This is a genomic window from Hyphomicrobiales bacterium, from assembly GCA_017642935.1.
GTDB lineage: Bacteria > Pseudomonadota > Alphaproteobacteria > Rhizobiales > MH13 > MH13.
This window is the reverse complement of record JAEPOK010000002.1, coordinates 515455-535161: the sequence shown is the minus strand read 5'-3', so window position 1 is coordinate 535161 and position 19707 is coordinate 515455. Positions and strand designations below refer to the sequence as shown.

Below are 19707 nucleotides of genomic sequence, written 5' to 3'. Positions count from 1 at the left end.
CTGAAATGGCAAGAAACCGTTTCGCGTAAGGATATCTCATGTTGATCGGAACCGGCGGAACGCCGCCATCAAACTCCCAGCCGACCACCGGCGATGTCATCGACATAACAACCGCTGACTTCATGAAAGAGGTCATCGAAGAATCCAAAACCCGGCCTGTTCTGGTGGATTTCTGGGCGCCATGGTGCGGTCCCTGCAAACAACTCACCCCGACGTTGGAAAAGGTGATCGCCAAGGCTGGCGGCAAGGTTCGCCTGGCCAAAATGAACATTGATGAACACCCCGAAGTGGCCGGTCAGATGGGCGTGCAATCGATCCCTGCGGTGTTCGCCTTTGTCGATGGCCGTCCAGCCGATGGCTTTCAAGGCGCCCAGCCGGAAGCCCAAGTTCAAGCCTTCATCGACAAGCTGATTGGTCCGCAAGGCCCGAGCCCGACCGAACAGATGCTCGAAAAAGCCGACGAAGCCTTAGCGGCCAATGATCTGCAAGGCGCGGCCACCTTGTTCGCGCAAATTCTGCAAGCCGAACCGGAAAACGTCACGGCCATGGCCGGCATGCTGAAGGTCTATGTCGCTGCCGGCGAACTGGAGACGGCGCGCCAGGCCCTTGCAAGTCTCACCGATGAGATGAAGGCCGATCCGGCGATCCAAGCCGCGCAGACATCGCTCGATCTGGCGGAGAAGGCAGCAGCCCTTGGGGACGCTGAGGAATTGGCGGCCCGGCTGGAGGTCAATCCCGACGATCATCGGGCGCGGTTTGACCTTGCCCTAATTCACAATGCCAAAAACCATCGCGAAGCGGCCGCCGCAGCCCTTGTCGAGATCGTTCAGCGCGATAGGTCATGGGAAGATGACGGCGCCCGCAAAGAATTGTTGCGCCTGTTTGAAGCCTGGGGCCCCTCCGACCCGGCCAGCATTGCCGGTCGAAAGAAATTGTCCCGGGTCCTGTTCTCGTAAGAAGCGCGGCCACACGCGCCATATTCGGCCTTAACTGGCCAAAAGGCCCTGCAGGACACCATGGCATCTTTGCACAGCAATCTTGCGCAACGCATACCGGCCGTTGTTCCGGTGTTTCCGTTATCGTCAGCTCTGCTGCTGCCGCGCGGACAGATGCCGCTGAACATCTTCGAGCCGCGCTATTTGGCGATGGTGGATTATGCGCTCGGCCATGAGCGGCTTATCGGCATGGTGCAGCCGAAGTTTGAGCGCGATGGGTCGCCGGTGATGGGTCTTGATCCGGACACACCGCCGCTTTGCGAGGTCGGCTGCCTTGGCAGGATTTCTGCGTTTCAGGAAACTGACGACGGCCGCTATTTGATGACGCTGACCGGTGTCTGCCGCTTCAAAATCGAAGAAGAAGAAACCGCCATCACGCCGTTTCGCATGTGCCGCGTGACCACCGACCAATATGCGCAGGATTTCGAACAGGGCGCAGGCGAGAAACTCGTCGATCGCGACACGCTGCTGACGACCTTCAAAGCCTATTTGGAAGCCAATGATCTGGAAGCCGATTGGTCGGGCGTTGAAAAGGCCTCCAATGAGGCGCTGGTGAACGCGCTTTGCATGATGAGCCCTTATGGCCCGCCGGAAAAACAGGCTCTTTTGGAAGCTGATGATCTGGGCGCCCGCGCCGACACACTGATCGCCATCACCGAACTGTCGCTCGCCCGCGACAGTGACGGCGACCGCTCGGCCTTGCAGTAGATGTTTTGGCCGGAGAAAATGCGCCCATGGCCGAACCGACCCCCGCCGCACCCAAGCGCCTGACCATTGATCGCAAGCTGCTCGACATCCTGGTGTGTCCGGTGACGAAATCGGTCCTGCACTATGATCACGACAAGCAGGAATTGATCTCTTACGCCGCCAAGGTTGCCTATCCGATCCGCGATTCCATCCCGATCATGTTGATCGAGGAAGCGCGCGAGTTGGATGATGCGGAATTGGCGAAAATCAAAACCGGGAAGCTCTGAGTTCTATTGACAATTTCGTTTTAGCAATCTCACTTCAAGCTATTGGTTGATAAAATGCCTCTTAGTCTTCGCATAGACATAGTGTTATTTGTCATATTTAGCATGTTTGGTGCTTTGCTATTTTCATTAATAGTAGCACAATTGTTTTCATGGATTTTCAATTTGATCCGATATGGATCTTCTAGACCACCAAATCGGCCCTCTTTGAATTCTAATGTGGGCCTCGTGACAACTGGAACACTAATCGCCATATTTGGATATGGTAACTACACTGGATTATACTGTGAGGAAGGCGGGCCATACAGGAGAGATACAACCTGTTTTTTACACGGATACGATCTTACACTCTTCTATCCGGCATTCATGGTATTCGCCTTTTTCGGCCTTCTTTTGATATTTTGGATGTTCTCACAGAACTAATTATGGAGTGTAGCTGGCATGTTTCCTACACTCAACGAGCATCGCTGCGGTAAACTGCTAAATCGCCTCGCCACTCATTAGTCTTGGCCGGTCCTTGCTGATCCCGGCAGCCTCATCGATGAAATAGCGTTTCAGCGCCGGAAGCCGGTCGACCACCCCGAGACCGAAAGAGCGCAGCGTGCGCACCGGCGCCATATCGTTGGAAAAAAGCCGGTTGAGTACGTCCGTCACCACGCCCATCTGCGCAGTATCGAACCGGCGCCAGCGCTGATAGCGCTCCAAGACGTCGTCCGCGCCGATATCGAGCCCAAGCCGAGCCGCATCGACCACCGCTTCGGCGAGCGCGGCAACATCACGCAGCCCCATATTGAGGCCCTGACCGGCAATCGGATGCATGCCATGCGCGGAATCACCGGCAAGGGCCAGGCGCGGCGCAATGAAGGACCGCGCAAGCTTCAAGCCAAGCGGAAAGGCAATACGGCGGCTTTCCAGTTTCAACTCGCCGAACTGCGCGCCAAACCGACGTTCCAATTCCAGCATGAAGGTGAACTCATCGCCATTGACCAAAGCGTCGGCGGTCGCGGTTTTTTCCGTCCAGACGATGGAAGAGCGCTTGCCCGGCAAGGGCAGTGAGGCGAACGGGCCAGCCGGTAGAAAGTGTTCGTAGGCGATGCCTTCATGATCGCGCTTATGGCTGACAGTGCAGACAATGCCTGACTGGCCATACATCCAGCCAACGGTGTCGATCCCCGCCAGATCGCGCAGCCGTGAACGCACCCCATCGCAGGCCACCAGCAGACGCGCGGTCACCTGGCGTTTGTCTCCAAGCGTGATGTCCACATGGCCGGTATCGGCATCAAAGTCATCAACCGTCTGGGGCGCTTCGATGATAACGCCTTCATCCAAACACCGCGCGCGCAGGCTCTTCGTCATCGCCCCGTTCGGCACCATGTGGGCAAATGGCTCACCATCCTTGGTCTCGCCATCAAAGGTCAAAAAGACCGGGCGAACCGGATCGCGCGTTTCCGAGTCGGTGATGATCATCTGATTGATCGGCTGAGCCTCCTCGGCAAAGCCCTGCCAGGCGCCCAGCGTCGTCAACATGGTGCGGGCCGCGCTGGCGATTGCCGAAGCACGGCCATCCTTGTCAGCCTGCGCAGGTTCACGCAGGTCCACCACCGCCACTGTCAGGTCCTTGGCACCAACCTTTAGCGCCAAAGCCAGCGACAAGCCGACATAGCCACCGCCAGCAATCAGCACATCGACGGTTTCAGGAACGGTGGAAAGGGAGGCGCGGGCCATCAGAACGGTCTCAAGCTTGTTGTGGTGCCGCCAACATGATCCAACGGCATCAAAACACAAGCACGCACACTGTCTCACCCGTGCCCAAGCAGGGCGGGGAAAAGGAAGAGTTTCCATGCCACCATCCAAAGGCCAGGCCTCCATGCAAGCATTGATGCGCGTGCTCGATTTGGAAGTGCTGGAACACAATCTCTTTCGCGGCATCTCCCCAGATGCCGGCTGGCAACGCGTTTTCGGCGGTCAGGTCATTGGCCAAGCCCTGATGGCTGCCTGCAAAACGGTCGATGCCGACCGGCATCCACATTCACTGCATGGTTATTTCATGCGGCCCGGCGATCCATCGATCCCCATCATCTATGAAGTCGATAGGATCAGAGATGGGCGTTCCTTCACCACCCGCCGTATCGTCGCAATTCAACATGGCCAGGCGATTTTCTCCATGTCCTGCTCATTTCATGTGGCCGAGGATGATGTGTTCGACCATCAAAGCACCATGCCTGACGTCCCGCCGCCGGAGGCGTTGGCGGACGAGTCCGATATGAAGGCGACCTTCATGCAGGTCGCGCCGGAGCCGATCCGCAGATATTGGGAGCGCGAGCGCCCGTTGGAACTGCGGCCGACAAGTTTTGAGCACTACACGTCTGACGAACCGCAACCGGCGGAGCAATTTGTCTGGCTTCGCTCAACGGCGCCGGTGCCCGAGCCGTTTGACGATGATCCGCGTGTCCATGCCGCGATCCTCGCCTACGCCTCCGATATGACCCTGCTCGACACGGCGCTCTTTCCCCACGGCCTGTCAATCTTCTCCCGCGCCATCCAAGCGGCGAGCCTGGACCACGCCATGTGGTTCCATAGACCTTTTAGGATCGAAGACTGGCTGCTTTACGCCCAGGACGCCCCCTCGGCGCACGGCGCACGCGGTTTCACCCGTGGCGCGATCTACAATCGTGCTGGAGAATTGGTCGCCTCGACCGCGCAAGAGGGCCTGATCCGCCGGAACAAGCCTAAGCGTTGAGCATTTCACGGCCTTAAGCTCGGCGATTATTTGCTCTGCATAACTATTAGGCAATATGTTGCACCGCAACCTGCACAAAAAACAGGCATGTCTTAGCGATTCTTAACGATTGGGCAGAGGTCGGCCAGTCGGTCACCAAGGCCGATTCAATTTCTCCTTATTTCTTAGTGCTTTGCGGCCAGAATCTGAATCTGGCACGAAACTTGGATGAAATGTGGCGTTCGCAAGGCAAAGGCACGTCAGCCAGGCCCTTGCGGCCCGGATCGTCCCCCCACGGTGTCATCCGGTTTTAGCTTGCGGGCGGCGGGTGCTCATCACAGCAGCGCACATCGTTCGTGCAAGGCCAACTTGAAGAAGAATAGGACGACACGCGTATGAAAATCGTCATGGCCATTATCAAGCCGTTCAAGCTCGACGAAGTTCGTGATGCCCTCACCGCCATCGGTGTGCAGGGTCTGACCGTTACCGAAGTCAAAGGCTATGGCCGGCAAAAAGGCCACACAGAAATCTATCGCGGCACAGAATATGCCGTTTCATTCCTGCCCAAGCTGAAGATTGAAGTCGCCGTTTCGGCAGACCTCATCGACAAGGTGGTGGAAGCCATCTCCTCGGCTGCCAAAACCGGCCAGATCGGCGACGGCAAGATCTTCGTTTACGGCCTCGACCAAGCCATCCGCATCCGCACCGGCGAATCCGACGCGGCCGCGCTGTAAGTCTCTCCCCAAGCAAAGGGTTTTTCCATGTCCAAGCGTTATCTTCAGGTCGGGATGGCAGCCTCCGCTGCGCTTCTCGCCCTTGCAGCGCCTGCCCTGGCGCAAGACGCCACCGAAGCGATGGCCTCCTCTGAGGTGCCTGAATACTCGGTGTTCGTCTTCAACACGACACTCTTCCTAATCGGTGGCTTCCTCGTCATGTGGATGGCCGCTGGCTTCTCCATGCTCGAAGCCGGCCTGGTGCGTTCCAAGAACGTTTCCATGCAGTGCACCAAGAACATCGGCCTGTTCTCCATCGCCGCTGTTGCCTACTATTTGATCGGCTACAATTTGATGTATCCGCTCGGCTCCTGGTCCATCGGAACCGACGAAACTGGCGGTTACCTCGGCGCATTCGCCTTAGCAGCGCTTGAAGCCGTTGGCGTCTCCGCCGATGCGGCTGACGATATCGGCTACGCCTCCACGGGTTCGGATTTCTTCTTCCAGCTGATGTTTTGCGCCACCACAGCCTCGATCGTTTCGGGCACGCTGGCTGAGCGCATCAAGCTCTGGCCATTCCTGATCTTCGTGCTCGTCCTGACCGCGCTGATCTACCCAATCCAGGCTTCCTGGAAATGGGGTGGTGGTTTCTTGGACAGCCAGTTCGGCTTCCTCGACTTCGCTGGTTCAACGGTTGTGCACTCGGTCGGCGGCTGGGCCGCTCTCACCGGTGCGATCATCCTTGGCGCCCGCAAAGGCAAGTTCGGCGCTGGTGGCGAAATCCACCCGATGCCTGGCTCGTCCATGCCACTGGCAACCCTCGGCACGTTCATCCTGTGGCTCGGCTGGTTCGGCTTCAACGGCGGTTCGCAGCTCGCGCTGGGCTCGGTCGGTGATGCCGCTGATGTTTCACGCATCTTCTCCAACACCAACACAGCCGCTGCCGGTGGTGCCATCGCCGCACTGATCCTAACCCAAATCCTCTATAAGAAGGTCGATCTGACAATGGTCTTGAACGGCGCGCTTGCCGGTCTGGTCTCGATCACTGCTGAACCGCTGACCCCAGGTCTGGGTGCAGCAACCCTGATCGGTGCCGTCGGTGGCGTGATCGTCGTGATCACTGTGCCACTGCTCGACAAGCTGAAGATCGACGATGTTGTCGGCGCCATCCCGGTTCACCTCTTTGCAGGTATCTGGGGCACGCTGGCCGTGTTGCTCACCAACTCCGATGCAACGCTGGTTGGTCAGGTTGTGCCGATCATCATCGTTGGCGCCTTCGTGGTCGTCACCTCGAGCCTTGTCTGGTTCATCCTCAAAGCCACCATGGGTATCCGGGTGTCTGAGGAAGACGAGATGATGGGTCTCGACAAAGCCGAGATCGGCGTCGAAGCCTACCCCGAGTTCGGTGCAGGCCAAGCCTAAGCACCATGTGATCGCATAGATCTCCCACGGCGGCGCATCCGCCGCACACACTGGGCCCGCAGGCGACTGCGGGCCCTTTTTGTAGCGTCCATGAGAAACACGATCGCCCAACCCAAGCCATTGCCCGCGTCTCCAGCCACCTCCTTGGTAACCTTAAGCGAGGCTTAACCACCGCCGGTGCAAGGTGGGGCGACATGTATTGCGTTCCATCATCCGCCGAGCGCTGGGGGTCTGTGTTGTGATTATACATGCCGACATCCGGCGCTTTGTCTATGAAACGGGCTCGCCGTTCAAACGGCTCGAAGCCCTGCTTGCCGGCGTGCGCCCGAACCCCGATCTTGAACCGATCACCATGACGGTTGGGGAACCGCGTCACGCACCACCTGCTGGCATCATCCAGGCGCTCACCGCTGCCGAAGCGGGTTTTGCCAAATACCCAGCCATAAACGGTACGCCAGACCATCGCCGCGCGATCGCCGATTGGCTGATCCGCCGTTACGATCTGACGCCTGAGAGCGTTGATCCAGGCGCCCACATTCTGCCGCTCAATGGCTCGCGCGAAGGGTTGGTTTTCGCGGCGCGCACAGCCCGCGACGTGCGTCCGACCATCGAGCGTCCTGTCATTGTGATGCAGAACCCATTTTACCAAGCCTATTCCGCCGGGGCGCTGATGGCGGACTGCGATGTGGTTCTATTGGATGAAGCCGACACGCGCGGAGAAGCGCTTCCAGAAGAAATCTGGAAGCGCACGGTCGCCGCCTACATCGCCTCGCCAACCAATCCGCAAGGCCAAGTTCTATCGCATTCCGATTGGCATTCTTGGATCGAACTTGCCCGTTTGCATGACTTCTTTCTTTTTGCTGACGAGTGCTACTCGGAAATTTACCGGCGCACGCCGCCTCCAGGCGTCCTAGAAGTGGCTGCGCGCAGTGCCGGCGGGTTCCGCCAAATCGTCAGCTTCAATTCGCTTTCCAAGCGCTCCAACCTGCCGGGCCTGCGCGCCGGTTTCGCCGCCGGCGATAAGGCATTCCTCGCCGCCTTCACGCGCCTGCGCCTCATGGGCGGACCTCAAACCGCCATTCCCATTCAGGCAGCCGCCGCGTGCGCCTGGGCCGACGAGACCCATGTCACCCATAGCCGCGCGCTCTACGCCAGAAAATGGACCCTCGTGGAAGACATCCTTGGGCGCCATCTTAGCGAACCCACCCCGCAGGCAGGCTTCTTTTTGTGGCTGAAACTGCCCGAAGGCGTGTCGGACATCGACGCGGCCACCCGCCTGTGGCGCGACCAGGCACTGCGCACCATTCCCGGCTCCTACATGACCTATGCCGATGATCACACGCCAGCGGCAGCCTCTCCAGGCGTAGACCGCCTGCGGCTGGCTTTGGTCGACGATGAACCCACAACAACTGAGGCGCTCACCCGCCTTGCCACTTTGTTTGCGTAAGAACGGACACGACCATGCGGACCAGAAACATGCGTGCCACACGGACCTTTGACACGCCCCTGCTCGACACCAACCTGCTGAAGACGATGATGCGTCGTCAGGCGGCCACGCTGTCGGGCCTGGCGTTGATTGCAGTCGCTGCCCTGGCCGTTCTTGCGTTAGCAACCTGGTCCGTCGCCGACCCCAGCCTCAGCCACGCAACCGCTGCACCGGTCACCAACATGCTGGGCGCGCCAGGCGCGATCTTTGCCGATCTCATCATGCAGGTGCTCGGCCTTGGCGCAGTGTTCCTGCTGGTACCAATCGTGGTCTGGGGCTGGCATCTGATGACCTATGGCGGCTTGGAAGCAAAAGCGCGTCGCACAGCCTATGCGCTCGGGTTCAACGCCGCCTGCTGCGCGCTTCTGGCGCTGATGCCTCTGTCGGGCGCCTGGCCGCTTCCCATCGGCCTTGGCGGATTGGTTGGCGACGCGCTGATCGCCCTGCCGAACGGCCTGATCCCCGTTTCTATCGTTCCGGCGCTTATCGTTGCAGCTTTGGCGCTGCCAGCAGCCTATGTCTGTTTTCGCCGCACCACGTCGGTTCCCGTTCTGCCGACCCCACCCTCGCCAGCCGATATGCGCATCGAACCGCGCCGCGTGCACCGCGCCGATGGTGTTGAGGAAGAGTATTGGGATGATGAAGACGAGGGCGGCTTTGACGACGAGGACCGCCCCGGTCGCGTCCACCTGGCCATGGGGTATGCCGCCCATCTTGGCTATTCTGGCCTGGCGGCCGCCAAACGCTTGCTGCCTGGCAGCCGTCGTGCCTATCCACCGGTGCGCCCGGACCTGGGAACCTTGAACGCGCGCTTACGCGCATCTGAAGACCCAGAGTTCACGCGCCAAGAGCCCGCCTATGCCCATGAACCTGCGCAGGATACCGCGTGGGATCAACCGGAGCTTGCGCCAATCGCAGCCGATCCGCAGATGTCCTATGCGCCACAACCAGCGCATGCAGCGCCAGTTTCGCAGGATGACTGGGCCCAATTCGAGCCCGCGCCACCGCATGAAGCGGCCGTCCCGCTCGACATGCCGCCGCTCGACAGCGAAAATCCGGCTGCCTGGGCTGATCAGCCACAAGCGGCAGACCAATCTTATGCACCGCAGCCGGCGCCGTCGCGCGGCCCGGCATCTCGTGGCCCAGGCTCCCGTGGTCACGCGCGCGTTGCCGAAGTCGCCAAGACGAAACCTGGCAAGCGCGCGGCCCGCGAAGCCCAACCCTCGCTCATCAACGATGGCGTGGGCTTTGAATTGCCGCCGCTGCACTTGCTATCCGATGCGCCGGCCACTGGCCAAAAAGCGCTGTCGCCACAAGCCCTGGAGCGCAATGCTGGGCTTTTGGAAGGCGTGTTGGAAGATTTCCGCGTCACCGGCGAGGTCATCAATGTCTGCCCTGGCCCTGTCGTCACGCTTTATGAGTTCGAACCGGCGCCGGGCGTGAAATCGGCGCGCGTCATTGGTCTGGCGGATGATATCGCCCGTTCCATGAGCGCGATTTCCGCCCGCGTGGCGGTTATTCCGGGCCGCAATGCCATCGGCATCGAATTACCCAATAACACCCGCGAAACGGTCTATTTGTCGGAGATACTCGCCTCGCAGAACTTCGAAAAGGCCAAGGGCAATCTGCCGCTGGCCATGGGCAAAACCATCGGCGGTGAGCCAGTGATTGCCGATCTGGCCCGTATGCCGCACTTGCTGGTCGCCGGCACCACGGGCTCGGGTAAATCGGTGGCGATCAACACCATGATCCTGTCGATCCTCTACCGTTGGACGCCCGAAGAATGCCGCTTGATCCTGATCGATCCAAAAATGCTGGAGCTCTCGGTCTATGACGGCATCCCGCATTTGCTGACGCCCGTTGTGACCGATCCCGGCAAGGCCGTGGTCGCGCTGAAATGGGCCGTCAAGGAGATGGAAGATCGCTACCGGAAAATGTCCAAGCTCGGTGTGCGCAACATCGATGGCTTCAACGCCCGGGTGAAAGAAGCGGAGAAAAAGGGCGAGGTGATCAGCCGGACCGTTCAGACCGGGTTCGACGAGCATTCCGGTGAGGCGGTGTATGAGCGCGAGGAGCTTTCCTACGAACCAATGCCCATGCTCGTTATCGTCGTTGATGAAATGGCCGACCTCATGATGGTCGCTGGCAAGGAGATCGAAGGCGCCATTCAACGCTTGGCACAGATGGCTCGTGCCGCCGGCATCCATATCGTGATGGCCACGCAACGTCCGTCAGTGGATGTGATCACGGGTACGATCAAAGCCAATTTCCCAACGCGTTGTTCGTTCCAGGTGACCTCGAAGATCGATTCACGCACGATTCTCGGCGAGCAGGGCGGCGAACAGCTGCTCGGCCAAGGCGATATGCTGTTCATGGCCGGCGGTGGCCGTATCCAGCGCGTCCATGGGCCATTCGTGTCGGATGAAGAGGTTGAACTGGTTGTGGATCATCTGAAGACGCAAGGCGCCCCAGAATATCTCCACACCATCACAGAAGAGGTGGATGAGGACGAGGACCCGAATGCCGATCCGACGGAAAAATCAATTGCGCGTCTGGAAAAGTCCGATGATCCCTATGAGCAGGCGATCGCCATTGTTATGCGCGACAAGAAAGCCTCGACCAGTTACATCCAGCGCCGCCTCGGCATCGGCTACAACCGCGCAGCCTCCATTATCGAACGCATGGAGAAAGAGGGTCTAATCGGCCCGGCCAACCATGCCGGCAAGCGCGAAGTCTTGATGCAGCTTGGCGAAGAGGATGGGTTCGACGGCTAGTGCGCTGCTATGCCCGGATTAACGAACCAGTCAGCTAGGGTTAAGGTAGCTCTCGCCATACTCCGGTCGCAGTGATTCGCTTTTTCGGCTCCAACCGCCCTGACGACCCTTCTAAGGATATGCCCGTGCCCGCCTCTTTGCCTAACCTGAAAACCGGCCTCATCGTTCTTATGACATCGGCTGCCCTAGCGCTCGGCGCCATCACCACAGCCAGCGCGGTGAACACGTTTCCTGGCGCGCTGACCGAAGAAGATTTGGGTGAAGTTGAGCGGCTGTCTAACCACATCAACAGCCTGGAGACCATGCAGGGCCGGTTCATACAGGTCGGGCCGACCGGCGAGCGCACCGAAGGCTATTTCGTGCTGCACCGACCCGGTCGCCTGTTGTTCCGCTATTTGCCGCCATCGCGCTTGGAAATTGTCTCCGACGGTTCCGGACTTGTTGTTCGCGACGCCTCCGTCGGCACCCACGACCTTTACCCGATCTCACAGACGCCACTGCGCTTCTTGCTTGAAGAGCGTGTCGATCTCGTCGGCGACGGTAATGTGCTCGATGTTTCAACATCGGAAGAAACCGTCACCGTGATGATGCAGGACGAAACCCCGATTGGGCGCGGTCGCATCGCCATCACGGCAACCCAGGAACCGCTCGCCATTCAGCAATGGACGGTGACCGATCCGCAAGGCTTTGAAACCACCGTCGCGCTATTTGAAGTTGAGTATGGCCGCCCAACCGATCCCAATTGGTTTTTCATCGACCATATCAATCGCGGCGAGTGAACGCGATTGCCGGGGATGGCAGAAGCCTAGCAGTTGCCGCCGTTGAGCGGTGCGCGTAAGCATGCACCATGACTCAAAACACGTTTCGTCTCGCAACTTGGAACATCAATTCGGTGCGGCTGCGCATCGATCAGGTGGTAAGGTTCCTCGATGAGCACCAGCCCGACGTGCTCTGCTTACAGGAAACCAAATGTCGCGAAGAAGAGTTCCCGGCCAAGGCGATCCGTGCTGCGGGTTACGAGCACCTGGGTATCCACGGTCAGAAGGCCTATCACGGATCGGCGATCCTCTCCCGACTGCCGATGAACGCGGTTGAACGCATAGATTTCTGCGCTGTCGGTGATGCCCGCCATGTTGCTGCGACGGTCGAACTACCGGGAACAATCAGTGGTGCCGACAAGGTTCGCGTCCACTCGCTCTATGTGCCCGCCGGTGGCGACGAGCCCGACCCAGAAATCAATCCGAAATTCGATCACAAGCTGCGCTTTGTTTCAGAAATGCAGCAACGATTACAAGCCGATAGCCAAGTGCCCACGCTGATCGCCGGCGATCTCAACATCGCGCCCTATGAGGAAGACGTCTGGTCGCACAAGCAGCTTTTGAAAGTCGTGTCGCACACGCCAGTGGAGACCGACCTGTTTGAAAAGACACGCGAAACGCTGGGCTACACCGACACCATGCGCCGACACGTGGCAATGGAGGAAAAGCTCTACACCTGGTGGAGCTACCGCGCCAAAGATTGGGCTGCCTCCAATCGCGGGCGACGGCTCGATCATGTCTGGACCTGCCCGAAATGGGCCGACCGCTCGACCGGCGTTTCGGTCTATACTGACGCGCGCGGTTGGACGAAAGCCTCCGACCACGCCCCCGTGATCGTCGACTACGCTTGATCTGAAACCTTCAGAGCTGACGACGACCGCTCATGACGACCGATGCGCGCCCGGTAAGCGTGCGCAATTCGTCGGACATATCGGCATAGAGTTGGGCGGCAAGGTCGGGAAACTCCGAGAGCATGCGCACGAACAGCGAGCGCCGGATCAACAGCACTTCAACCCGTGAAACCGCAATCGCCGTGTGACGCCGCTTGGTCTGCGCCAGCAAGGCCCGTTGGCCAAGCAGCGTGCCAACCTTAAAGCGCTCACCCTCATCCTCATGGCTGCCATCGGTGAGGCGAACCTGCCCCGATAGGATCACCAAGCCACCTTCGGTCGGGTCGCCAACCCGAAAAAGCGTGGTTTCTGCGTCGTGATGCTGATTCTCGCCACCAAAGGCGAGCAGACGCAAATGCTCATCGCCAAACCGTTCAAAGAACGGGACGCGCCGTAAGACGGCAATGTCGGAGGCGAGACTCATTCAGCATCCCAAGCAGGGGTGATCGGACAGCACGCATGGTCTTATGAGACCAGCTTGTAGCCGCCCGCTTCAGTCACAAGGAGGTCAGCGCGGCTCGGATCACTCTCGATCTTCTGCCGCAGGCGATAGATATGGGTTTCCAGCGTGTGGGTGGTGACGGCCGCGTTGTAACCCCATACTTCGGAGAGCAATACATCGCGGGCGACCGGCTTGCCGCCGGCGCGGTGGAGAAACTTCAGGATCGACGTTTCTTTTTCGGTGAGGCGAACTTTCTTGCCGTCGCCGTCCTGCAGCAGCTTGGCCGCCGGTTTGAACGTATAGCGGCCGAGTTGGAAAACAGCGTCTTCGCTTTGCTCGAACTGGCGCAGCTGAGCGCGAATACGCGCTAGGAGGACCGCAAACCGGAACGGCTTGGTGACATAGTCGTTGGCGCCGGCTTCCAGCCCCAAAATCGTGTCCGAATCGGTGTCATGACCGGTCAGCATGATCACCGGGGCTTTGAAATCGTTCTTGCGCAAGAGCCGCACCGCCTCGCGGCCATCAAGATCCGGCAGGCCGACATCCATGATCACCAGATCAATGTCGTTGGCACGAGCATAGGTGATGCCCGCTTGTGCGCTATCGCAATGATGTGTGGCGAACTCGTCATAGAGTGCAAACTGCTCCTGGAGAGCGCCTGCAAGCTCGGTATCATCGTCCACGATGAGCAACATACGTCGGCTCATATCCCTACCTCAATTTGGCTGACATCCACGGATGCGCGTCAGACCCCCACACGTGCTTTACGGCAAGGCCGCGCTTGCACGCAAGCACGCGGCAAAGCACAGTCGTGCGTATGCTAAACAGGCCAAGGTATAGAAAAGGTTGGACAAAGCGGTATCGGAGGACGGTGCCGCGTTCACTCGGCCGTCTGGCAATCGCGGTGCGAGCGCCGCAAGGCCCGGCGACGCGGCATCTGGGCCGGTTGCTGCTCGACGGCAAAGCCTATCCCTGCGCTTTGGGCAAGACCGGCATCACAGCACGCAAACGCGAGGGCGATGGTGCGACACCACGCGGCTTTCTGGCCATTTTGACTGGACGGTTTCGCGCCGACCGCGTTCAGAAGCCTTTGGAGAACGAATCGTTCTGGCAGCGAATCAAGACAAGGGATGGTTGGTGCGACGCTCCTTTTACGCCGGCTTACAATTGCCCGGTGGCGTTGCCACACCCGCAGTCACACGAAGTCATGACCCGCGAGGATCATCTTTATGATCGCCTGATCGTTCTTGATTGGAACATGTCGTGCCGATCGCAGGGGCGCGGGTCGGCCATTTTCCTGCATCAAGCATGCATAGAGCGTGGCGGGATGCACGGCACGGAAGGGTGCATCGCGCTGGATGCGGTCACCTTTGCAAGGCTTGCGCCGCGCCTTGCCGCGCTGGACGCCCTCATCGTGCTGTAATCAGGTACCGCGCGGACCAAAGATCGCGCTGCCGACACGCACATGGGTCGCGCCATGGGCAATTGCGATCTCATAATCCCCGCTCATACCCATCGATCGGATCGGCAGATTGGATTCCTCAGCCAATTTGGCCAGCAACGCAAAATGCTTCGCTGGATCATCCTCCACCGGTGGGATGCACATCAGACCTTGAACGATGAGCCCATGCACCTCGCGGCAGCGTGCCACGAAGCCAGCTGTGTCGGCAGGCGCGATGCCCGCTTTTTGCGGTTCCAACCCGGTGTTTACCTGAACGGTGCAGGGCAGATGACGATCCTGTTTGGCCATCTCCTTGGCCAAGGCGCCGGCGATCTTGTCGCGATCCACGCTTTCGATGACATCGAAGGTCGCGACCGCCTCTTTGGCTTTGTTCGATTGCAATGGGCCGATCAGATGAAGTTCCAGTGTCTCTTTGTGGTGCGCAGCAAGCCGTTCGCGAAGCGCCGGCCACTTGCCCATCGCTTCCCGGACACGGTTTTCACCGAATACGCGCTGCCCGGCCTTGATAACCGGCCAAATGGCGTCTGCATCATAGGTTTTCGAGACGGCAACAAGGGTAACACCGCCCGATGGCCGCGATGCCGCGTGCTCGGCTTCCTTGATGGCGGCACAAACCTTTTCCCAACGTGATACGGCTTCACTCAAACGCCCGCTCCTCCTGCAATCCAGAACGGTTGACCATATCCGCGCTTTCTGGTGAAGGTCCCCCACCCATTTTCTCAGCTGGTTTGGGCACCCCAAAAGCCCGAAACAGCGCGACGCCTCATCACTCTTTTCGAGAACAACGATTGCCTCAATGACCGGTTCATCTCGCCAGAACGCGCCCGAACGCTACAACCCGCAAGCTGTCGAGCCCTATTGGCAAGCCAAATGGAGCGAGGCGGCCGTTTTTGAAACCAAGAACGACGATCCGCGGCCAAAATACTATGTCTTGGAAATGTTCCCCTACCCATCCGGCCGGATCCATATCGGCCATGTGCGCAACTACACGATGGGTGACGTGGTAGCGCGTTACAAACGAGCCCGCGGGTTCAACGTGCTGCACCCAATGGGGTGGGATGCCTTTGGCATGCCGGCAGAAAACGCCGCCATGCAGAACAAGGTGCATCCCCGGGACTGGACCTATCAGAACATCGACACGATGCGCGGTCAGCTCAAAGTGATGGGCTTATCCCTCGATTGGACACGCGAGTTTGCCACCTGCGACGTCGATTATTACCACCGACAGCAGATCCTGTTCACCGACTTTCTGAAGGCCGGCCTGGTCGCTCGCAAGACCAGTCGGGTCAACTGGGATCCGGTGGACCATACGGTTCTGGCCAATGAGCAGGTGATCGATGGGCGCGGCTGGCGTTCCGGCGCCTTGGTCGAGCAACGCGAGCTGGCGCAATGGGTGTTCAAGATCACCGATTTCGCCCAAGACCTGCTCGATGGTCTTGATGAACTCGACAATTGGCCAGACAAGGTGCGCACCATGCAGCGCAACTGGATCGGCAAGTCGCGCGGCCTGCATATGGGCTTTGTGCTGAGCGAACCGACGCATGGCCATGAGGCAATTGAGGTATTCACCACCCGGCCTGACACCTTGGCCGGCGCCAGCTTCATCGCCATCGCGCCGGAACATCCTTTGGCGCAGGCCCTGGCAGGCGACAATGCCGAGCTGGCTGCGTTCAACGCCGATGTGCGCCGTGCCGGAACCTCCGAGGAGGCGCTGGAAAAAGCTGAGAAACGCGGCTTCGATACCGGTCTTACGGTCAAGCATCCGATTTACCCAGACAAGACGCTGCCGGTTTGGGTCGCCAACTTCATTTTGATGGATTACGGCACCGGCGCTGTCTTCGGCTGCCCGGCGCATGACCAGCGCGACCTTGATTTTGCTCGCACATACGATCTCTCGGTCACCGACACCTATTTCGCGCTCGATGATGACAGGCCTGTCGAAAACGAGGCTTTCGTACCGCCAAAAACCCAGACGGTCCGCTATGTGAACCAACCGGCTGGCGTTGAGGTCGCAACGGGTGAGGAAGGCGTTGACGCGACCATCAGCTGGGCGGAAGATCGAGGGCTTGGCACCGGTCAGGAGCAGTTCCGATTGCGCGATTGGGGCGTTTCCCGCCAGCGCTATTGGGGCTGTCCTATCCCGGTGATTCATTGCGAGGATTGCGGCGCGGTTCCGGTGCCTCACGATGACTTGCCAGTGAAGCTGCCCGATGACGTCTCGTTCGATAAGCCCGGTAACCCGCTTGATCACCACCCGACCTGGAAGCACACCAATTGCCCGAGTTGCGGCAAAGCGGCCGTGCGCGAGACCGATACGATGGACACATTCGTCGATTCATCGTGGTATTTCGCGCGCTTTACCGACCCCAAGGCCAAGGCCCCGACGACGCCCGATATGGCGAGCGATTGGCTGCCGGTGGATCAATATATCGGCGGCATTGAGCACGCGATCCTGCACCTGCTTTATTCGCGCTTTTTCGCTCGCGCCATGAAGGCCACCGGCCACATGAACATTCGCGAACCGTTTAAAGGCCTCTTCACCCAAGGCATGGTCGTGCACGAGACCTATAAGGGTGCCGATGGCTGGATCGAACCGGCAAAGGTCTTGATCGAGGGCGAGGACGATGCCCGCACGGCCAAACACATCGACACGGGCGAGGTGCTGGAAATCGGCTCGATCGAGAAGATGTCGAAGTCGAAGAAAAACGTTGTCGATACCGACGACATCATCGCGACGTTTGGCGCGGATACAGCGCGATGGTTCATGCTGTCGGATTCCCCACCTGAACGGGACGTCATCTGGTCAGATGCCGGCGTTGAGGGCGCGCATCGCCACATTCAGAGGGTCTGGCGCCTGGTGAATGACGTGGTTGCGGTGACGCCCGAGGGGTTCTCCGACGCAACGCCCAATGCGTTTTCGCAGGATGCCCTGGCCCTGCGCAAAGTGATGCATCGTATGCTTGCCGCCGTCGCCGACGACGTTGAAAAGCTCGCCTTCAATCGCTCAGTGGCGCGTATCTATGATGCGACCAACGCGATCAGCAAAGCACTCGCCGCCCGCGACAAGGCCGCAATGAACCGGGCCAGCGACATGGTCTGGGCCTTGCGCGAGGCTGTCTCCATGCTGGTTGAAGCCATGCAACCCATGACCCCGCATCTCGCCGAAGCCTGCTGGGCCGCCCTTGGCCACGAGACGATGCTCGCAACCAAACCTTGGAGCGAGGTTGACAGATCGCTGTTGGACGATGACACACTGACTTTGCCCATTCAGGTGAACGGGAAGAAGCGTGGTGACATCAGCGTGGCCAAAGATGCCGACAAAGCGGCCGTCGAAGCCGCCGTCCTGGCCGACGACGCTGTGCAAAAACTGTTGGATGGCAGAACGCCCAAGCGGGTGATCGTTGTCCCCCAAAGGATTGTGAACATCGTTGTCTAACGCCCGTCATCCTTCGCGCTATCCACTGTCTCGCCGTGCGGTTTTGCTCAGCGCTTTGGGCGTGGGTGCCCTTGCACTGAGCGGATGCCAGATCAGTCCGCTCTATGCGGATCGATCCCCAGCAACGGGCGGACAATCAGCGACAGCCACCGCGCTAAGCGCGATCGTGATCGATGAGCCAGCCAATCGCACCACCCAGTTGGTGCGCAATGAGCTTTTCTTCGGTCTAGGCAGCGGCACAGTCGCACCGCAATATCGATTAGCGTTGCGCGCAGCGAGCGCAACGCAGACATTAGGTGTTGGCGGGACGGGCGCGGCCTTCGCCCGGACTGTGCGGGTCACCGCGACCTATCAACTGTTTGCGTTGGGTGCACCCACACCCTTGGCGGAAAACACGGTGATTTCAACAGCTTCTTATGATTCTGTCGAACAGCGTTTCGCCAATCAGCGCGCCGCTATTGATGCCGAAGCACGCGCCGCCCGTGATGTTGCACGGGTCATCGAAGCACAGCTGGCGGCCGTTTTCGCGCAAGGGCTCTGATGGCCGAGATCAAGGGGCAGGCGATCGATCGCTTCCTTGAGAACCCAGCGCCAGACCAACCCGTCATTCTCATTCATGGACCCGATCGCGGCCGCGTCTCCATGCGCGCGAAGGCGCTTGTGAAGGCCGTTGCCGGCGATGATGCCGATCCAATGAATGTAATCGACTTGGATGCATCGATCCTTGATTCTGATCCGGCGCGCCTGGCTGAGGAGGCCGACAGCATCGCCATGTTCGGCGGCCGCAAAACGGTTGTAGCCCGCATGGATGACCCCAAAGGTCTTGTGAAGCCGGTCGAGGCGCTTCTTTCGGCGCCGCCACATGAGGCGACGATCATTATCGTGGCTGGAGACCTTAAGAAGTCGCATCCGTTGCGTAGCCGAATCGAAAAATCACGGGCAGGCGCTGCGATCGCTTCATATGCCGCCGACCGGCGTGACATTGCTGCGCTGTTGAACCAGACTGTTTCTGACTTTGGCCTAACCATAGAACGCGAGGCGCAGGACGATGTGCTGGCGATGCTCGGCGCCGACCACGCCATGTCTCAGGCAGAAATCGAAAAACTGTGCCTTTTCGCCCTGAAAGACGGCGCGATAACCTCCGATCATGTCCAGGCGAGCCTTGTCGAAGGATCGGCCCATGCGATGAGCGACGTTAGCGACGCCGCGTTCGCCGGCCGTCGCGATGCTGCTTTGGACGCGCTCGCTCGCGCTTTGGCCGAGGGCTTGGAGCCCTCGGTGGTGACTCAGATGTTGCTGCGCCATGGCCAGACTTTGGAACGGCTGCGAATCGACATCGATCGCGGTTCGTCGGCCGATCGCGCCCTGGCTGCGGCGCGGCCACCGATCTTCTTCAAACGGCGACCGGCAATGGAACAAGCGCTGCGGCGCTGGACGCTTCATGCGCTGCGCCGGTGTGTTGCCTATCTTGACGAGGAGCTAGTCACGACGCGGCTTGATCAAGCCCTCAAACGCACGCGTCTGGAACGTCAGGTTCTGCGCGTAGCATCGGAGGCCGCGCGCAGCAGCCGTTAGCGCG

18 protein-coding genes are annotated in these 19707 nt (G+C 59.5%); 14 read left to right on the top strand and 4 right to left on the bottom strand.

Annotated features, from left to right (window positions below; genetic code table 11):
• Positions 1–38: 38 nt before the first annotated feature.
• The 3 genes from trxA to JJ917_11905 are packed head-to-tail and all read left to right on the top strand — an operon-like array spanning position 39 to position 1969.
• On the top strand, positions 39–956 hold the full coding sequence (trxA, locus tag JJ917_11915) for a thioredoxin (protein MBO6699530.1): 918 nt from the start codon (positions 39–41) through the stop codon (positions 954–956).
• 60 nt (positions 957–1016) lie between these two features.
• Positions 1017–1703: an LON peptidase substrate-binding domain-containing protein gene (locus JJ917_11910; protein ID MBO6699529.1), complete on the top strand. Its 687-nt coding sequence runs from the start codon at positions 1017–1019 to the stop codon at positions 1701–1703.
• A 26-nt stretch (positions 1704–1729) separates the two neighbouring features.
• Positions 1730–1969 carry a Trm112 family protein gene (locus JJ917_11905; GenBank protein MBO6699528.1) on the top strand — a complete coding sequence of 80 codons (240 nt, stop codon included), beginning with the start codon at positions 1730–1732 and terminating at the stop codon, positions 1967–1969.
• Between the two features lie 477 nt (positions 1970–2446).
• Here JJ917_11905 and JJ917_11900 read toward each other — a convergent pair whose 3' ends face one another.
• Positions 2447–3691, bottom strand: a complete 1245-nt coding sequence (locus JJ917_11900) for a ubiquinone biosynthesis hydroxylase (GenBank protein ID MBO6699527.1) — start codon at positions 3689–3691, stop codon at positions 2447–2449.
• A 115-nt stretch (positions 3692–3806) separates the two neighbouring features.
• Between JJ917_11900 and tesB the strand changes: the two genes are divergently transcribed.
• From tesB to JJ917_11865, 7 genes are all read left to right on the top strand, one after another.
• Positions 3807–4706, top strand: a complete 900-nt coding sequence (gene tesB / locus JJ917_11895) for an acyl-CoA thioesterase II (protein MBO6699526.1) — start codon at positions 3807–3809, stop codon at positions 4704–4706.
• A 374-nt stretch (positions 4707–5080) separates the two neighbouring features.
• Complete coding sequence (locus JJ917_11890) at positions 5081–5419, top strand: P-II family nitrogen regulator (GenBank protein MBO6699525.1); 339 nt, start codon at positions 5081–5083, stop codon at positions 5417–5419.
• 27 nt (positions 5420–5446) lie between these two features.
• The gene (locus JJ917_11885) at positions 5447–6820 is read left to right on the top strand and encodes an ammonium transporter (protein ID MBO6699524.1); all 1374 of its coding nucleotides are present in this window, start codon (positions 5447–5449) and stop codon (positions 6818–6820) included.
• Between the two features lie 238 nt (positions 6821–7058).
• Entirely contained in the window at positions 7059–8267 is a 1209-nt protein-coding gene (locus JJ917_11880; GenBank protein MBO6699523.1) for an aminotransferase class I/II-fold pyridoxal phosphate-dependent enzyme, read from the top strand.
• 89 nt (positions 8268–8356) lie between these two features.
• A complete protein-coding gene (locus JJ917_11875) occupies positions 8357–11080 on the top strand; it encodes a DNA translocase FtsK (GenBank protein ID MBO6699522.1) in 2724 nt (907 codons plus the stop codon).
• 125 nt (positions 11081–11205) lie between these two features.
• Positions 11206–11859: an outer-membrane lipoprotein carrier protein LolA gene (locus JJ917_11870; GenBank protein MBO6699521.1), complete on the top strand. Its 654-nt coding sequence runs from the start codon at positions 11206–11208 to the stop codon at positions 11857–11859.
• A 68-nt stretch (positions 11860–11927) separates the two neighbouring features.
• The gene (locus JJ917_11865) at positions 11928–12749 is read left to right on the top strand and encodes an exodeoxyribonuclease III (GenBank protein MBO6699520.1); all 822 of its coding nucleotides are present in this window, start codon (positions 11928–11930) and stop codon (positions 12747–12749) included.
• Positions 12750–12759: 10 nt separating this feature from the next.
• Here JJ917_11865 and JJ917_11860 read toward each other — a convergent pair whose 3' ends face one another.
• Positions 12760–13212, bottom strand: coding sequence for a Crp/Fnr family transcriptional regulator (locus tag JJ917_11860; GenBank protein MBO6699519.1), 453 nt, complete (start codon positions 13210–13212; stop codon positions 12760–12762).
• Between the two features lie 41 nt (positions 13213–13253).
• Positions 13254–13937, bottom strand: a complete 684-nt coding sequence (locus tag JJ917_11855; protein MBO6699518.1) for a response regulator transcription factor — start codon at positions 13935–13937, stop codon at positions 13254–13256.
• A gap of 230 nt (positions 13938–14167) precedes the next feature.
• Here JJ917_11855 and JJ917_11850 point away from each other — a divergent pair, with 230 nt between their 5' ends.
• Entirely contained in the window at positions 14168–14653 is a 486-nt protein-coding gene (locus JJ917_11850) for a L,D-transpeptidase family protein (GenBank protein MBO6699517.1), read from the top strand.
• Here the strand turns inward: JJ917_11850 and JJ917_11845 are convergent, their stop codons facing one another.
• On the bottom strand, positions 14654–15337 hold the full coding sequence (locus tag JJ917_11845; protein MBO6699516.1) for a YggS family pyridoxal phosphate-dependent enzyme: 684 nt from the start codon (positions 15335–15337) through the stop codon (positions 14654–14656).
• Positions 15338–15488: 151 nt separating this feature from the next.
• On the opposite strand from JJ917_11845, the gene JJ917_11840 reads away from it, so the two are divergent.
• The 3 genes from JJ917_11840 to holA are packed head-to-tail and all read left to right on the top strand — an operon-like array spanning position 15489 to position 19703.
• A complete protein-coding gene (locus tag JJ917_11840) occupies positions 15489–18128 on the top strand; it encodes a leucine--tRNA ligase (protein MBO6699515.1) in 2640 nt (879 codons plus the stop codon).
• The gene (locus JJ917_11835; GenBank protein ID MBO6699514.1) at positions 18121–18669 is read left to right on the top strand and encodes a hypothetical protein; all 549 of its coding nucleotides are present in this window, start codon (positions 18121–18123) and stop codon (positions 18667–18669) included. Before JJ917_11840 ends, JJ917_11835 begins: the two co-directional genes overlap by 8 nt.
• The gene (gene holA, locus JJ917_11830; protein MBO6699513.1) at positions 18669–19703 is read left to right on the top strand and encodes a DNA polymerase III subunit delta; all 1035 of its coding nucleotides are present in this window, start codon (positions 18669–18671) and stop codon (positions 19701–19703) included. Before JJ917_11835 ends, holA begins: the two co-directional genes overlap by 1 nt.
• The last annotated feature ends 4 nt before the right edge of the window (positions 19704–19707 follow it).

What these genes read in the sequence shown, in the direction of transcription:
- trxA (MBO6699530.1), top strand. Translation starts at nt 39, where the DNA reads ATGTTGATCGGAACCGGCGGAACGCCGCCATCAAACTCCCAGCCGACC.
- JJ917_11910 (MBO6699529.1), top strand. Translation starts at nt 1,017, where the DNA reads ATGGCATCTTTGCACAGCAATCTTGCGCAACGCATACCGGCCGTTGTT.
- JJ917_11905 (MBO6699528.1), top strand. Translation starts at nt 1,730, where the DNA reads ATGGCCGAACCGACCCCCGCCGCACCCAAGCGCCTGACCATTGATCGC.
- JJ917_11900 (MBO6699527.1), bottom strand. Translation starts at nt 3,691, where the DNA reads ATGGCCCGCGCCTCCCTTTCCACCGTTCCTGAAACCGTCGATGTGCTG.
- tesB (MBO6699526.1), top strand. Translation starts at nt 3,807, where the DNA reads ATGCCACCATCCAAAGGCCAGGCCTCCATGCAAGCATTGATGCGCGTG.
- JJ917_11890 (MBO6699525.1), top strand. Translation starts at nt 5,081, where the DNA reads ATGAAAATCGTCATGGCCATTATCAAGCCGTTCAAGCTCGACGAAGTT.
- JJ917_11885 (MBO6699524.1), top strand. Translation starts at nt 5,447, where the DNA reads ATGTCCAAGCGTTATCTTCAGGTCGGGATGGCAGCCTCCGCTGCGCTT.
- JJ917_11875 (MBO6699522.1), top strand. Translation starts at nt 8,357, where the DNA reads ATGCGTCGTCAGGCGGCCACGCTGTCGGGCCTGGCGTTGATTGCAGTC.
- JJ917_11865 (MBO6699520.1), top strand. Translation starts at nt 11,928, where the DNA reads ATGACTCAAAACACGTTTCGTCTCGCAACTTGGAACATCAATTCGGTG.
- JJ917_11860 (MBO6699519.1), bottom strand. Translation starts at nt 13,212, where the DNA reads ATGAGTCTCGCCTCCGACATTGCCGTCTTACGGCGCGTCCCGTTCTTT.
- JJ917_11855 (MBO6699518.1), bottom strand. Translation starts at nt 13,937, where the DNA reads ATGAGCCGACGTATGTTGCTCATCGTGGACGATGATACCGAGCTTGCA.
- JJ917_11840 (MBO6699515.1), top strand. Translation starts at nt 15,489, where the DNA reads ATGACCGGTTCATCTCGCCAGAACGCGCCCGAACGCTACAACCCGCAA.
- holA (MBO6699513.1), top strand. Translation starts at nt 18,669, where the DNA reads ATGGCCGAGATCAAGGGGCAGGCGATCGATCGCTTCCTTGAGAACCCA.